This window comes from Pseudoalteromonas sp. MEBiC 03607, from assembly GCF_004792295.1.
Classification (GTDB): domain Bacteria; phylum Pseudomonadota; class Gammaproteobacteria; order Enterobacterales; family Alteromonadaceae; genus Pseudoalteromonas; species Pseudoalteromonas lipolytica_C.
The window spans coordinates 956526-972382 of sequence record NZ_SRRY01000001.1; the positions used below are offsets into that span (position 1 = coordinate 956526).

The 15857-nt window shown below is 39.9% G+C and carries 7 protein-coding genes; 4 read left to right on the forward strand and 3 right to left on the reverse strand.

The annotated features are described in order from the left end of the window. Nucleotides 1-88 precede the first annotated feature (88 nt). Nucleotides 89-1498 (reverse strand): MBL fold metallo-hydrolase, encoded by a 1410-nt coding sequence (locus E5N72_RS04340; protein ID WP_135923388.1) that lies wholly within the window; start codon nucleotides 1496-1498, stop codon nucleotides 89-91. Nucleotides 1499-3398: 1900 nt separating this feature from the next. Between E5N72_RS04340 and E5N72_RS04345 the strand changes: the two genes are divergently transcribed. After that, the gene (locus E5N72_RS04345) at nucleotides 3399-5486 is read left to right on the forward strand and encodes a YjbH domain-containing protein (protein ID WP_135923389.1); all 2088 of its coding nucleotides are present in this window, start codon (nucleotides 3399-3401) and stop codon (nucleotides 5484-5486) included. 297 nt (nucleotides 5487-5783) lie between these two features. Beyond that, nucleotides 5784-7388 carry a hypothetical protein gene (locus E5N72_RS04350; RefSeq protein ID WP_135923390.1) on the forward strand — a complete coding sequence of 535 codons (1605 nt, stop codon included), beginning with the start codon at nucleotides 5784-5786 and terminating at the stop codon, nucleotides 7386-7388. A 1148-nt stretch (nucleotides 7389-8536) separates the two neighbouring features. Here the strand turns inward: E5N72_RS04350 and E5N72_RS04355 are convergent. Continuing rightward, nucleotides 8537-9616: an aminoglycoside phosphotransferase family protein gene (locus E5N72_RS04355; RefSeq protein WP_135926225.1), complete on the reverse strand. Its 1080-nt coding sequence runs from the start codon at nucleotides 9614-9616 to the stop codon at nucleotides 8537-8539. A gap of 13 nt (nucleotides 9617-9629) precedes the next feature. Next, nucleotides 9630-10544 (reverse strand): NTP transferase domain-containing protein, encoded by a 915-nt coding sequence (locus tag E5N72_RS04360; RefSeq protein ID WP_135923391.1) that lies wholly within the window; start codon nucleotides 10542-10544, stop codon nucleotides 9630-9632. A 760-nt stretch (nucleotides 10545-11304) separates the two neighbouring features. Between E5N72_RS04360 and E5N72_RS04365 the strand changes: the two genes are divergently transcribed. Both E5N72_RS04365 and secA read left to right on the forward strand, forming a co-directional pair. Further along, nucleotides 11305-11778, forward strand: a complete 474-nt coding sequence (locus E5N72_RS04365; RefSeq protein ID WP_135923392.1) for a DUF721 domain-containing protein — start codon at nucleotides 11305-11307, stop codon at nucleotides 11776-11778. Nucleotides 11779-13095: 1317 nt separating this feature from the next. Next, nucleotides 13096-15804 carry a preprotein translocase subunit SecA gene (gene secA / locus E5N72_RS04370; protein ID WP_135923393.1) on the forward strand — a complete coding sequence of 903 codons (2709 nt, stop codon included), beginning with the start codon at nucleotides 13096-13098 and terminating at the stop codon, nucleotides 15802-15804. The last annotated feature ends 53 nt before the right edge of the window (nucleotides 15805-15857 follow it).

The following is a 15857-nucleotide window of genomic DNA, read 5'->3' on the forward strand; positions in this document are numbered from 1 at the left end:
AAATTTCTAATTATTAACCAGGTTTTCTCTGTGCAGCACGCAGTGCCTCCGCGTACTCTGTGGTTCAAAGTTCAATATGTAGGTAAATCTATGTAGCTATTTCAACCTTAGTTTTATCGCCCAGTAGGGCTTGGTATTTTTTAGCCAAAGTTGCTTTGGCTTCGTCATCGCCGTGTACAATTTTTATTAACTTCGGTTTCTTTTTCATACCTGTTACAAACCTAATTAGTCCCTTTTGATCTGCGTGGGCGCTGTAGCCACTGATGGTATGAACTGCCGCGTTTATATAAACCTTTTGATTATTAATATATACATAACCGCCTTTTGGGCCGTAGGTTTGAATATCTCTTCCTAGCGTGCCTTTGCCCTGGTAGCCAACAAAAATAATATCGGTTGTTTTGTCAGGTAAAAACTGCTCAAGGTAATTAACAATTCGCCCCCCTGTGCACATACCGCTGGCAGCTATAATAATCGCTGGCTGTTGCTTTGAACTTAAAAAGTTAATGAGTGCCTTGTGCTCTTGGTGTGTATCAATTGTATGTAGTTGGTCAAAATCTAACGGGTGACGCCCTTGGTTAACTCGCTTCTTTGCTTCGTTATCCCATAGGGTTTTAAAGTGTTGGTACTGTGCAGTAAAGTTGGCGGCCATGGGCGAGTCTACAATTACTTGTAGTTTATGCCACATTGAATTTTTACGAGCTGAGTGAATTATTTGTTCTAGCTCATAAAGTAGCTCTTGCGTTCGGCCAATACTAAACGCAGGAATAAGCACCACACCGTTATCTGTAACGGCTCGTTCTATAATATTTTTTAAACCTTTTACACGCGTTTTTCGGCCATCATGGTTTTTATCACCATAGGTCGATTCTATTACTAAGGTATCGGCACGGTATGGCGGTTTAGGTGAGGGTAATAATGGCGTATATGGGGCTCCTAAATCTCCCGAGAATACCACTCTGTGATTATTTGGCTTTTTGCCAAGTTCAATTTCTACATAGGCAGAGCCAAGAATATGGCCTGCGCGTTGTAGGCGGATTTTAAATAAAATTTCTTGGCTTTGGGAGCTCAAGGCTGCTTTTTCGGGGCTAAAGCCCACTCCTACAGGTATGGAGTACCATTTATTAAAATCTAGACTCACTATTTGCTGTTTTAGTCTTCTTATACAGGTGTTTATTATGGCTTCATCACGTGTTACACCTAGTTTTAATGCGTCTTCAATAACGAGTGGTAGTAGTTTTGCGGTTGCTTTAGATGTGTATATTGGTCCTTTAAACCCTGCCACAAATAGGTAGGGTATGCGGCCTACGTGATCAATATGGCAGTGGGTAACAATAAGCGCTTTTACGGTTGATATGTCAAAGTCGATATTGAGATCTTCGTGGCTGTCTTCGCCCTGAAACAGCCCGCAATCGATGAGTATTGAGTTGTTGTCGTTAATAACAAGCTGGTGGCAAGACCCTGTAACACCGTTAACTGCTCCGTGGTGTTTTATTTGCATAATAATATCCTTATTTTTGAAGCATAGCCTCAGCATAGAGGTTATTGACTATAACGGCAACGAGCAAAGTTCTTCATGTATTGTTGGATTATTCATAAGCTGTAGGTATTAAGTTTTAAGTCGGATGAGTAAACTCTTATAAAGTCGAATACGATACCGTAGGCGTGAAATTTATTTCGCGCGTGAGATTTTTTTGTACAATTTGCACAAAGAGAAGTGAATGAGAAGAGAATTAGGTAAACCACAAGATTATTTTACTTTCTCTAAAGCGTAACGCCTTTGTGAGTTAAAGACCTTTTTTTCTAACCACAGAGGTCACAGAGAGCATAGAGGAAGAGAAGGAGAGACCAAACTTTTTTAAATATTGGTTTCTCTGTGTAGCGCGAAGCGCCTCGGTGCGCTCTGTGGTTCAAATATTGTTTTTACACAATGAGAAGAGAATGAGGTAAACCAAGAACTTACTTAATTTGTGTTCCTCTAAAGCGAAGCGTCTCATAATCTCGTTGTGATCATTTGTTTTCTCTATGTAGCGCGCAGCGCCTCGGTGTACTCTGTGGTTCAAATATTGTTTTTGCACAATGAGAAGTGAATGAGGAAAGAATGAGGAAACCACAAGGTTATTTTCTTTTGAGCGAAGAGAGTTGTAACTAACTGTGAGTTATAGATCTTTTTTCTAACCACAGAGGTCACAGAGAGCATAGAGGAAGAGAAGGAGAGACCAAACTTTTTAAATATTGGTTTCTCTATGTAGCGCGAAGCGCCTCGGTGCGCTCTGTGGTTCAAATATTGTTTAAACGCAATGAAAAGTGAATGAGGAAACCACAAGATTATTTTTTACTTTCTCTAAAGCGAAGCGTCTCATAATCTCGTTGTGATCATTTGTTTTCTCTATGCAGCGCGAAGCGCCTCGGTGTTCTCTGTGGTTCAAATATTGTTTTTGCACAATGAGAAGTGAATGAGGAAACCACAAGGTTATTTTCACTTTCTCTAAAGCGTAACGCCTTTGTGAGTTAAAGACCTTTTTTCTAACCACAGAGGTCACAGAGAGCATAGAGGAAGAGAAGGAGAGACCAAACTTTTTAAATATTGGTTTCTCTATGTAGCGCGAAGCGCCTCGGTGCGCTCTGTGGTTCAAATATTGTTTAAACACAATGAAAAGTGAATGAGGAAACCACAAGATTATTTTTTAATTTCTCTAAAGCGTTGCGCCTCTTATTCTCTTTGTGAGTTAAAGATCTTTTTTTTCTGACCACAGAGTCACAGAGAGCATAGAGGAAGAGAAGGAGAGACCAAACTTTTTAAATATTGGTTTCTCTGTGTAGCGCGAAGCGCCTCGGTGTTCTCTATGGTTCAAATATTGTTTTTACACAATGAGAAGAAAATGAGGTAAACCAAGAGCTTAGTAATTTGTGTTCCTCTAAAGCGAAGCGTCTCATAATCTCTTTGTGATTATTTGTTTTCTCTGTGTAGCGCGAAGCGCCTCTGTGTACTCTGTGGTTCAAATATTGTTTTTACACAAAGTGAAGTGAATGAGAAAAGAATGAGGAAACCACAAAATTATTTTCTTTTGAGCGAAGAGAGTTGTAACTAACTGTGAGTTATAGAACTTTTTATAACCACAGAGGACACAGAGAGCATAGAGGAAGAGAAGGAGAGATCAAACTTTTTAAATATTGGTTTCTCTATGTAGCGCGAAGCGCCTCGGTGCGCTCTGTGGTTCAAATATTGTTTAAACACAATGAAAAGTGAATAAGGAAACCACAAGATTATTTAGTTTTCTCTATCATTTAAATTTCATTTTTGTATTAACTTTTTAAACATGAACAACTAACTAATTTAGTTAATTAATGCTATATTGGCGTTAACAAAAAATTCTAATAATTCTTCATGGATTCGAGTTATGCTAAAGGCGAACACTTTACTCATTAGCGGGTTAGCAACCCTTTGCGCTCCTGTGCTAGCTTCAGAAAAAATTAATAACTATCAATCTTTTACTGGCTATACAGGCCTAATAAATACCCCTAATGCAAATGTAATTGATGTAGGCAATATTGATATTGGTTACAACAACATGCTTGATCTTAGAGGTAAAGAGTATATTGATGGTCATAACTTCTCTTTTGCTGCAGGTTTATTTGACGGTTTTGAAGTCAGTGGTTTAATTGCTGCCGAATCTATGAATGATAATTTATTTCTCGTTAATGAAAAGCAATTGCGAGATGTATCGTTTAACGCTAAATACCAATTACCCTATATACCAAAAGACTGGTTAACTGTTGCTATTGGTGCAAAAGATATCGGTGGTGCAGCAAATAACTACGAAACTTACTACGCTGTTGCCTCTAAAGAATTGTGGGATTTTAGATTTTCTGCAGGTTACGCAGTCAGTGATCGTGCTACAGGCCAAATGGATGGCCCTTTTGCTGGTATTGAATGGCAACCATTTGACTGGTTTGCGTTGCAAGCAGAGCATGACGCTGATGCATTTAATGCAGCCGTAAAAGTCACAGTGCCTAAAAAGTGGTTATACGATATCGGTGAGTTAACATTCACTAGCCGTTTTTATAGTAATACAGACTACAGTGAAGAAGACACATCTTGGGGTGTTAACTTCAAAATACCATTATTCACAAAACCTGAGTACGAGGCGATCGAAAGTGCGCCAGAACCAGTGGTATCTGAAAGTGATGAACTAGCCTACTTTAAGCTTAACGCTAATAAAGAACCTGTAACTATAAAAGATCCTAACGCACACCGTTATTTCGAAAGCAATAAAGAAATGACAAGGCAAGCTGCAACGTTAAAGCATGCTTTAGTTAAAGATGGTTTCGAAAGTGTACAAGTGGGCTTTAATAACGATAAGCAAATTGTTGTTAAGTTTGAAAACTCAACTTTTAATCGTAATGACCTTGATGCAATTGGTTTAGTGCTTGGCCGAATTTCGCAATATGTAAGCAGTGAAGGCATTGAGTTTAATGTTTTTATGTCTAAGCAAGATATTCCTCAACTTAGCCTAAAAGGTAACGTAGACGAGTACCGCGAGTTTATTCTTTCGCAAAAGCATCCTGAGGTAGTTGTTTATCAAGGTGCTATGCCACTACCAAGAGCACTTACTTGGGTTGGTTTAATGAATACTAACTCGCCTTACTTTAAGCCGCGTGTAACTTTTAGCCCTGCACTTACGAATGCCTATGCTACTGAATTAGGAGTATATGATTTTTCATTAGCGCTCCGCGCCGATGTAGACATACCTTTATGGCAAGGTGCGGGTATCAACCTTGGTGGTCAGGTAAGTGTAGCTAATAGCGACGACTTTGATGAAGATGCAGCATTTAGGTATTACCGTGAAGAATCTGAATTTGATAGAGCGACACTTTATCAAACATTCGCATTACCTTACGGCATTTATAACCAAACACAGCTTGGGTATTATAAAGAACGTTTTGATTTTTATGGCATCCAAAACGAAACTACTTGGCTTAGTCCTGAAGGTCGCCACAAGGTAAGCGCAAATATTGGTTACTTTGACTACCAAGACTACGATGCAAATAGAGATTATCAAACAATAGCCTACCAATTTAACTGGGTTGAGCATGATGTTACGTTTCATGCTGAGGTTGGTAAGTTTTGGAATGAAGACTCAGGCATTAAAGTAGAAAGTAGGTTCTGGTTTGGTGATAGTTATCTAGCTCTTTATGGCGAAGATACCGATGCAAGAAAAATAGGCTTTGCTTTTAGTATTCCGCTCTCACCACGTAAAGACATGTCAGTAACGCGTTACGGGCAAGTAAAAGGTACGGAAGCTTGGCGACACTCGATTGGTACACGAATTGGTGAGTCTCAAAATACATTGATTTTTAATCAAGCTTATAAGCCAGTAAATAGTGTTAGCATCGACCGTAAATATCTGAATCAGGGGCGGTTATCTAAAGCATATTTATATGCTAATTTTAGCCGCTTGAGAGATGTTTACTTAGAATACAAATAATCATTGTTTCTGTTTTAGGAATAAAAAGTTTAAAATCGACAAATTGATTTATTTTTTGTAATTCTAATTGCTGGATTGTAAATATTATCTATAATTTTTATTGAGCCTTTTTTAGTAAAATAAAGGCTCTTTGTGTAAAATCACAGTTGCAAATGTTGTGATTGTTATTTAACCTATCAGGTAGCAATGGGAAATTATTAATTATTTTGCTTTCAACTATGGGTTTAGTTGGAGATTTCCCTGTATATCGACCTTATTTGATACGTTTATTTTAAAAAAGGAATAAAAGGACTCCCTATGTTTACTAACAGAAAAACGCTACTAGCTATGTCTGTAGCATCAGTTTTTGCTCTTTCAGGCTGTTCGAGTGATGACGACAAAAATGAGGTCGTGCCAGATCCAGTTGTACCACCAGTAACAGAAATCGTTCCACCTGATACAATTGTTACTGAGCAACCAGACAAAATATTTTCAGTAAATGTTATTGATGCTACAAACGCTGATGCTCTTGTTGGTGCAATGGTTACTTTCATGGTTGATGGTGAAGCTGCAACAAGCTTAGTGGATCCTAACGGTGAAGAACTTAGCATGGTTACTGTTGATGATTCTGGTAACTTTACTTTCCTTCCGAAAGAAGATGCTACAGGCGAAGTAACTGCACAAGTAACTTTTGACGGTTACGTAGGTAAAAGCTTTGTTGTTGATCTAGACGCTCAAGTTGATGAAGGTTCTAATGACATTCCTCTAAACTTTGCTTTAGTTCCTGCTGACTCTGAAGGTTTAGCTTCAGCTACAACAGAAGTTGAACTAACAGACGCTACCACGATTGATCCTATCGTTGCTGTTGCTAGTAAAGACGGCGCTAAGTCAGATGTAACAATTCCTGCAGGCACAACTTTAAAAGACGCAAATGGTGATGCTGTTGCTGGTGGCGCTGTTAAATTAAATGTGTTGGCGGCTGATTCAAGTGTAAGTGGTACTGGTCTTATCATTCCTGACGGCTTAAATGAAAACAGCACTACAGAAGTGAAAGAGTCACTTGGCGTAACTAACATCACAATGACTGCTGGTGAGACTAAAGTTAAGCAGTTTACTCCTGCTATTAATGTATCTGTAACTTTACCTGCTAGCAGTGGTGTAAGTGAAGGCGACATCCTTAACGTATCTTCACACAATGAAGACACTGGTATGTGGAAAGATGAGCAATTCAAAGCTACAGTAGGCGCTGCAAATACAGATGGCACTTATCCGGCTAGCTTTATGACTGACCATTTAACATTCTTCTCAATGAATCAGAGTGTTCCTGTGTGTAGTGCAGGTGTAACAGTTAAAGTTGTTAGTGGCACCTTACCTGCTCGTGGACTAGCAGTAGTTATGACTTCACCAGATGGTTCTATTTCTAGCTACATCAGAAGTACTACTAAACAGGTTCTATCAGGTGCATCGACAGCTCGCTTTGGTATTTCATCTGATGCAGTAGCTAAAGTTCGTGTATATGATAACGCAGGTAACACTTGGTACGAGCAAGAAAACCAACCAATTTGTGGTGACGTTGAAGTTACACTTAATAATACGGTTGAGACATTCGATAGTGCAGTAACTCTTAACGGTGTTTGTGCTGCAGATAATACAGTTAATCCAGATCTTTCTGGCTCTATTGTAACTTATGCAAAAGATGGTAAAGCAGCATCATTAGCTCAGGGACAAGGTAATTCAACATTTAGCCTTGCTGGCCTTGAAGCCGGTGGTACCTACAAAGTACGTGCAACAATCCGTGGTGCAAAAGTTGATGGTGGTGGTCAATCACAAACATTCACATTTGAGAATGTTCAGAGCACTGACACTCTAACAGGACAAGTTTCTATTGAGTGTGAAGAAAGAGAAGTAACAGGTACTAACTAATTGATTATACTTATTTAAGTATATCTACTTTCCAAAACCCCAGCTTTTGCTGGGGTTTTTGTTTTTATACAGCGCCTAAATACGGTTAAGAGCAAAATTTAGATTATGTGATTCAGTATATTTTTTCGCTGTATTTGGCATTTTTGAGCCGAAAAGTGCAAGGTTGCTGTAGACATGATATTGATTCCGCGTACAGATCTTTTTTCACAAAGAGAAGTGAGTGAGAAGAGAAAGAGTAAATCCAAAAATACTTTATTTACTTCTATAAGGCTGGGCTTCTGTGAATTCTATGGTTCAATATGTTTTTAAAAAATTTGCACAAAGAGAAGTGAATGAGAAGAGAATGAGGAAGTGATAATTATGTTTTTTGTTTTCCTCTAAAGCGCAGCGTCTCTTATCACTCTTTGTGAGTTAAATATCTTTTTTTCTAACCACAGAGGGCACAGAGAGCACAGAGAAAGAGACCAAATCTCTTTGTAAATATTGGTTTCTCAGTGTAGTGCGAAGCGCCTCGCTGTGCTCTGTGATTCAAATATTGTTTTTACAAGATTTGCACAAAAAGAAGTGAATGAGAAGAGAATGAGGAAGTGATAATTATGTTTTTTGTTTTCTCTAAAGCGCAGCGCCTCTTATTCTCTTTGTGAGTTAAATATCTTTTTTCTAACCACAGAGGACACAGAGAGCACAGAGACAGAGAAGGAGAAACCATTATCTCTTTGTTAATATTGGTTTCTCTGTGTAGCGCGAAGCGCCTCTGTGATCTCTGTGGTTCAAATATTGTTTTACACAAAGAGAAGTGAATGAGAAGAGAATGAGGTAAACCAATAACTTACTTTATTTGTTTTCCTCTATAGCGCAGCGCCTCTTATTCTCTTTGTGAGTTATAGATCTTTTTTCTAACCACAGAGGACACAGAGAGCACAGAGAAAGAGACCAAATCTCTGTGTAAATATTGGTTTCTCTGTGCTCTCTGTGGTTCAAAATGTTTTGTTGCTTGGGAGTTTAATGTAAGACTTGCCAAGCAAGCGTGACGCCTACGGTTTATATTGCGCGATGTAAAATCGCGCCTACGATAACTAGCAACTAGCAACTAGCAACTAGCAACTAGCAACTAGCAACTAGCAACTAGCAACTAGCAACTAGCAACTCTAACCTTTATTTATCTCTAAAATCGCTTTTAAAGTATGTTCTTTTTCAAGAATATCACGGTAAAGAGCAAACTGATTACGGGCACGCTCTAAGTTATGGTTTGCATGCTTGGTAGCAAAGTAATTATCGCCATCAATAAAGTCTGTTAAAAAGCGCAGGCCAATCATAAAGGTCATGACCTTTGTGCCTAACCAAAAGCTTTCTTTTTCAGTATCGGTGATCACATCTTTTAAAGGCTCAACATAACCTTTCACAATCGCTGCAAATATCTCTTCACGCACACGAACATTGCTCAAATTAGTAGAATCTTCTTGCTCTGGTGAGCAGAAGGTACGCACCATATCGCCAAAATCAAATAACCAATAACCCGGCATACAGGTGTCTAGGTCAATTACTGCTTTAGCATCGTCAGATTGTGTGCAAAACAGCATGTTGTTAATCTTAGTATCATTATGGCAAGGTCTAAGTGGGATCTTACCCTCAAGCTCTTTAAGTTCAGTTACTAAACCTTGTTGTGCTAAACAAAAGTCAATATCGTCTTGGCAAAGCGCTACTCTGCTTGCTGGGTCTTTTGCTAACACGTTTTTGAACGCGTCAAAACGCATTGCTAAATTATGAAAATCAGGGATCACATGATGCAACTGATCAGCCTGAAAATCTTGTAAGGCTAAAGCAAATTGTCCAAATGCATTGGCTGCAGTTTGTGCTTGCGATATGGTTGCTACCACATCTTCACTGTAGCTGCCGCCAATAAATTCGAGTGCGCGCCACACGCCTTGATCACACTCAACTAAAAAGTCATTTTGAATGGTGGGCACATGACGAATAATGTCGAGGTTATATTCACCATTGTCGTGCTTTACAGTTAAATGCTGTTCAATTAAGCGAGCATTTTCAACAAGTTGTTCAGGATTCGGAAAAACGGTTGTATTTAACTTTTGAACCACAAGTGCTTGATCATCTGCTTTTAATAGCATGGTGGTATTTATATGGCCATTGCCAATCGGTTTTAGGCTAATATCCACTTTATTTAGGCCAAAACACTCTGATAAGTGTTCTGCGACAGGGTTAGACTTCATAGAAAGTTCACTTTTAAAATGCGTTTGAACAGCTGTGGTTGCTGGTTGTTCGTCCATGATGTAATTCATAAAGCTTTTTCGAAACCTTTTCTAGCTCTTCTCTGTAAGTGACGCCATACCAGGCTGATTGCGCTTGATAGACCATGACAGATTGTTGATTGTTTTTAACAGCAGTTTGGATTTGATCAGGTAAATAATACTCTTTTGTGACACCGTTGTCATTATGTTCTAGGAATTGCGCAAAGCCTATTTCTAACTCGTTGAATATGTTTGGCGTTACTCCCCAAAAACTCATGGAGCCTAGAGCTTCGGTCGAAATTACTTCGCGCTTACCCTGAGGGTTGTCACCATACAAGGTCTTATCTTCAAGTTTTATATTTAAATACTCAATCACATTAGTAAGTTGTTGCTGCTCATTCACTTCACAAACACCACGATTTACACCACCTTGTTCAGAAAGTGTGTTTTTGATTGGAAAACCAACCATGGCCCAATCGTTATTATTTTTAAAGTGTTTAGCCATTATTTCAAAAGAGGATGCCCCATAATAATCATCAGCAGTGATGACAATAGCGGGGTTCTTTACATAGGGCTTTGCACATAACAGAGCATGCCCAGTTCCCCAAGGCTTAATACGATCTTTCGCTAAATGGCTGTACTGCTCAGGTACCATACTAATTTCTTGTTCAACAAGCACAACCTCAAGTGATTTAGGTAAGCGAGGCAGTATGGTTGCTTCAAGTTCGGCGCGGATTTTTTTATTTATGATGATAACAGCTTGGCTTACACCCGCTTTTATTGCATCACGAATGCTTAATTCCATTATGGTGCAGCCCAACCCTGGGATCTCTGCTATTTGTTTGTTTCCGCCAAAACGACTACCAAGCCCACCGGCTAATACGATTAAAGTAAGAGAGTATTGTGTCATTGTGTGAATAAGTTAAAAAATAAAGGAAAAGAGTACCAGAAACCCCAAAGGAAAAATATTATTGGAGCTAGCAATCGCAAAGAATTATTTTTAAACGATTAAAGAGTTCAAGAAGCTTTAAACGGAATGGGTGATGCATGTAGGAGGTACTTTAGTGCCGAAAATATTTTTACAATGAGATCTGTGGTTAAACATGTTTTTATACGATGTGCACAATGAGAAAAGAATGAGAAGAGAAAGAGGTAAACCAAGAACTTATTAAATTTTTACTTCAAAGCGCAGCGCCTCTTACCCTCCTTGTGAGCTAAAGATCTTTTTCTAACCACAGAGGACATAGAGAGCACAGAGGAAGAGAAAGCGAGACCATAATCTCTTTGTTGATAGTGGTTTCTCTATGTAGCGCGAAGCGCCTCTATGTACTCTGTGGTTCAAATATTGTTTTTACACAAAGAGAAAATAATGAGAAGAAAATGAGGGAACCACAAGATCATTATTTTACTTCCTCTAAAGCGCAGCGCCTCTTACCCTCTTTGTTCGATTAGATGTCTTTGATGTAGGCGTGAAATTTATTTCGAGCTTTCTTGTAGGTCGTGCTTTAGCGCGTCATTGATGAAACGTACGTAATATCTTGTTGCCATAAATGACGACTTACATTAACAAAATCGCATCTCGCACCTTGTGCCTTAAACCTGATAGCTTCATATTTACGTAGGTGGTATATTCCCTATGTGGTGATTAACCCCTTTAGGTAGAAGATTTAATGGCAAAAGATAGATATGCGCCAAAGGCTCTTGGCGATATTATGGCGGGCTTGAGTGGTCGTTTAGCGTCTTATGCTGGTAAAACCCAAGGCCTGTCGAGTCAACAAACGATTTTAGACGAGTTTTTAGGTGAAACGCTTTCCAAAAAATGCCGGGTAAGTAATTACCGCGATGGTACTTTGATGATTGAAGCGGTTTCTGCACCGATTGCACTGCGTTTAAATTATTTAAAAATGGATATGCTCTCGCATTTTCGTGCCGCTGGCATGGTAGAGCTTGGACAAATTAAAATTACCGCCAACCCACAAGCTACTCAGCGCTTATCTACATCAAAAGAAGCTGAAAAAAAACCGCAATCAAAGCGCCATATGAGTGAGCAAACGGCGGACTATTTAACAGCTATTGCTGCTGACGCCCCTCCATCGTTAAAAGAAAAATTAGAGCGCTTAGCCCAACACGGGCGGAAAAAATAAGTAAAGCCATCAGCTTTCAGCCGTCAGTTTTGAGTTGCCCAGCATTGCCTGTTGGTTATGTGTTGATGTGCATGATTCGCGTTTTATGGCATGCGCGCCAAGCAAGCGTGACGCCTACGTTTGATGTAGGCGTGAAATTTATTTCGCGCGTCAGATCTTTCTCACAAAGAGAAGTGAATGAGAAAGGAATGAGGGAACCACAGGTCCATTTTTTTACTTTCTCTAAAGCGCAGCGCCTCATAACCTCTTTGTGAGTTAAATATCTTTTTTCTAACCACAGAGGTCACAGAGAGCACAGAGGAAGCGAGACCATAACCTCTTTGTTGATAGTGGTTTCTCTGTGTAGCGCGAAGCGCCTCGGTGTGCTCTGTGGTTCAAATATTGTTTTTACAATATTTGCACAAAGAGAAGTGAATGAGAAGAGAATGAGGTAAACCAAGAAATTACCTAATTTATTTTCCTCTAAAGCGCAGCGCCTCATAATCTCTTTATGAATTAAAGAGCTTTTTTCTAACCACAGAGGTCACAGAGGAAGAGAAAGCGAGACCATAACCTTTTTGTTGATAGTGGTTTCTCTATGTAGCGCGAAGCGCCTCGGTGTTCTCTGTGGTTCAAATATTGTTTTTACATGATTTGCACATAGAGAAGAGAATGAGAAGAGAGTGAGGTAAACCAATAACTTACTTAATTTTTTTTCCTCTAAAGCGTAGCGCCTCATAACCTCTTTGTAAGTTAAAGATCCTTTTTTCTAACCACAGAGGTCACAGAGAGCACAGAGGAAGAGAAAGCGAGACAATAACCTCTTTGTAAATATTGGTTTCTCTGTGTATCGCGAAGCGCCTCGGTGTTCTCTGTGGTTCAATATGTTTTCCTCTAAAGCGCAGCGCCTCTTATCCTCTTTGTGAATATTAATTTTCACTTTTGCAGGTTTCGCGATATGAAATCGCGCCTACAATTGAGCTCCTTTTTTCATCCCTGATCTTGATTTTATTTCAATTGTCGCCATATCTACTCAGTGGTCTTGTTTTCACCTTTTTTATGGGGTTAGATCAAAGATTATGGCTGATTTTTAAATTTTCTTGCCGAAATTCCATATCTTCACACACAGAAGGTTTGATGTTGCGCAGACTCTGGTATGATAGCGCACGAAATAAGCGGTGTTTTGAACAGCGTACTGACGGTGTTTTGAACAGCGTACTGATAAATTGTTAATTAATATGCCCTACATCATGAGCATAAGCGCATATTAATTATCAATTGAAGAAAGTGGGTTAGCTAATGACTAGCTAACAAAGAATATATTGTAACGGTTTTATCATGATATCTAATTTATTTACCAAGATTTTTGGTAGTCGCAATGACCGCACTATTAAAAACCTAAGAAAGACGGTCGCTCTAATTAATGCGCTTGAAAAGCAATTAGAAGCGCTTTCTGATGAAGATTTAAAAGCAAAAACAGCTGAATTTAGAGAGCGTTACGATAACGGACAAAGCCTAGATGATATCTTACCAGAAGCATTTGCTGTGGTACGTGAAGCATCTAAGCGTGTAAATGGCATGCGTCACTTCGACGTACAGCTACTAGGTGGTATGGTGTTACATCAAGGTCGTATCGCAGAGATGCGTACCGGTGAAGGTAAAACACTTACTGCAACATTACCTGCATACCTTCGTGGTTTAACAGGTAAAGGTGTTCACGTTATTACTGTGAATGACTACCTTGCAAAACGTGACGCCGAAACTAACCGTCCATTATTTGAATTCTTAGGCCTAACAGTAGGCTGCAACGTACCAGGCATGATGCCACAGCAAAAGAAAATCGCTTATGCTGCCGACATTACTTACGGTACGAATAACGAATTTGGCTTTGATTATCTACGCGATAACATGGCATTTAGCATTGAAGAACGTGTGCAACGCCCACTTTACTACGCAGTAGTGGATGAGGTGGATTCAATCCTAATCGATGAAGCGCGTACGCCGCTTATTATCTCAGGCCCTGCAGAAGACAGCTCTGAGCTTTACATCGAAATCAACAAAATTGTGCCAGAACTTGAGCTGCAAGAAAAAGAAGATGAAGAAGGCGTTGAAGGTGACGGCGACTTCACTATCGACGAAAAATCTAAGCAAGTTCACTTAACTGAACGTGGCCAAATCAAAGTTGAAGAACTATTAATTGAGCGTGGCTTAATCGAAGAAGGTGATTCACTTTACTCAGCTTCTAGCATCACATTATTAAGTCATGTGTATGCGGCGCTACGAGCTCACAAGCTGTATCAAAAAGACGTTGATTACGTTGTTAAAGAAAACGAAGTTATCATCGTTGATGAGCATACAGGTCGTACAATGGAAGGTCGTCGTTGGTCAGAAGGTTTACACCAAGCTGTTGAAGCAAAAGAAGGTGTTCGCATTCAAAACGAAAACCAAACATTGGCATCAATCACATTCCAAAACTACTTCCGTTTATACGACACATTAGCGGGTATGACAGGTACAGCAGACACCGAAGCGTTTGAGTTCCAGTCTATCTATGGTCTAGACACAGTAGTAATGCCAACTAACAAACCGATGATCCGTGACGATCGTGCTGACCTTGTGTACTTAACACAAGAAGAGAAGTACGAAGCAATTCTTGCTGATATCAAAGATTGTCAAGAACGCGGTCAACCGGTACTTGTGGGTACGATTTCTATCGAAAGTTCTGAGTACTTATCGCAGTTCTTACGTAAAGAAAAAATTAAGCACAACGTACTTAATGCTAAGTTCCACGCGCAAGAAGCAGACATTGTTGCCGATGCAGGTTTACCTGGCACAGTAACCATTGCAACTAACATGGCCGGTCGTGGTACCGATATCGTGTTAGGTGGTAACTGGCACAGCGAAGTTGAAAAGCTAGAAAACCCGACTGATGAACAAATCAAAGCGATTAAAGATGAGTGGCAAAAACGTCACGATGCAGTAATCGAAGCGGGTGGTTTACACATCATTGGTACTGAGCGTCACGAGTCTCGTCGTATCGATAACCAGTTACGTGGTCGTTCTGGTCGTCAAGGTGATGCGGGTTCAAGCCGTTTCTATTTATCAATGGACGACGCGCTAATGCGTATCTTCGCTGGTGAGCGCATGACTAACATGATGCGTAAACTAGGTATGCAACGCGGCGAAGCGATTGAGCACCCTTGGGTTAACCGCGCAATCGAAAACGCACAACGTAAAGTTGAAGCACGCAACTTCGACGTTCGTAAGCAACTACTTGAGTACGATGATGTAGCAAACGACCAACGTCGTGTTGTTTACTCACAGCGTAACGAGCTACTTGAAGAAGGCGATATTTCAGAAACTATCACTGCAATTCGTAGCGACGTTCTTAACAGTACGATTGACCAATATATTGCACCGCAAAGCTTAGCTGAAATGTGGGATATTCCAGGTCTTGAAGAGCGCTTAAAACTGGACTTCTTAATTGAGCTGCCAATTTCACAATGGTTAGCTGACGATAGCAAACTATACGAAGAAAAACTTCGTGAGCGTATCGAAGAAGCGGTTGAGCAAGCATACAAGCAAAAAGAAGAGATGGTAGGTGAGTCTGTACTACGTCAATTCGAAAAAGCGATTATGCTACAAAGCCTAGACCAACACTGGAAAGATCACTTGGCAGCGATGGACCACCTTCGTCAAGGTATCCACTTACGTGGTTACGCACAGAAGAATCCAAAGCAAGAGTACAAGCGTGAGTCGTTTGAGCTGTTCTCTGAAATGCTTGAGAACTTAAAAATCGACGTTGTTGGTATTTTAAGTAAAGTGCAAGTTCGCGCAGAAGAAGATGTTGAGAAAGTTGAAGAGCAACATCGTCGTAGCGAAAATGCACCACGTGAATACCAACACGAAGAAGCTGAGCACATTGGTGGCGAAACACCAGAAGGTGCTACAGTAACTCACCGTGCAGAGCCTAAAGTAGGCCGTAACGAGCCTTGCCCATGTGGTTCAGGTAATAAATTTAAACAGTGTTGCGGTAAATTAAAGTAACCAAAATACGCTGATAAAAAGCGACGCTTGCGTCGCTTTTTTTATGATTGAGG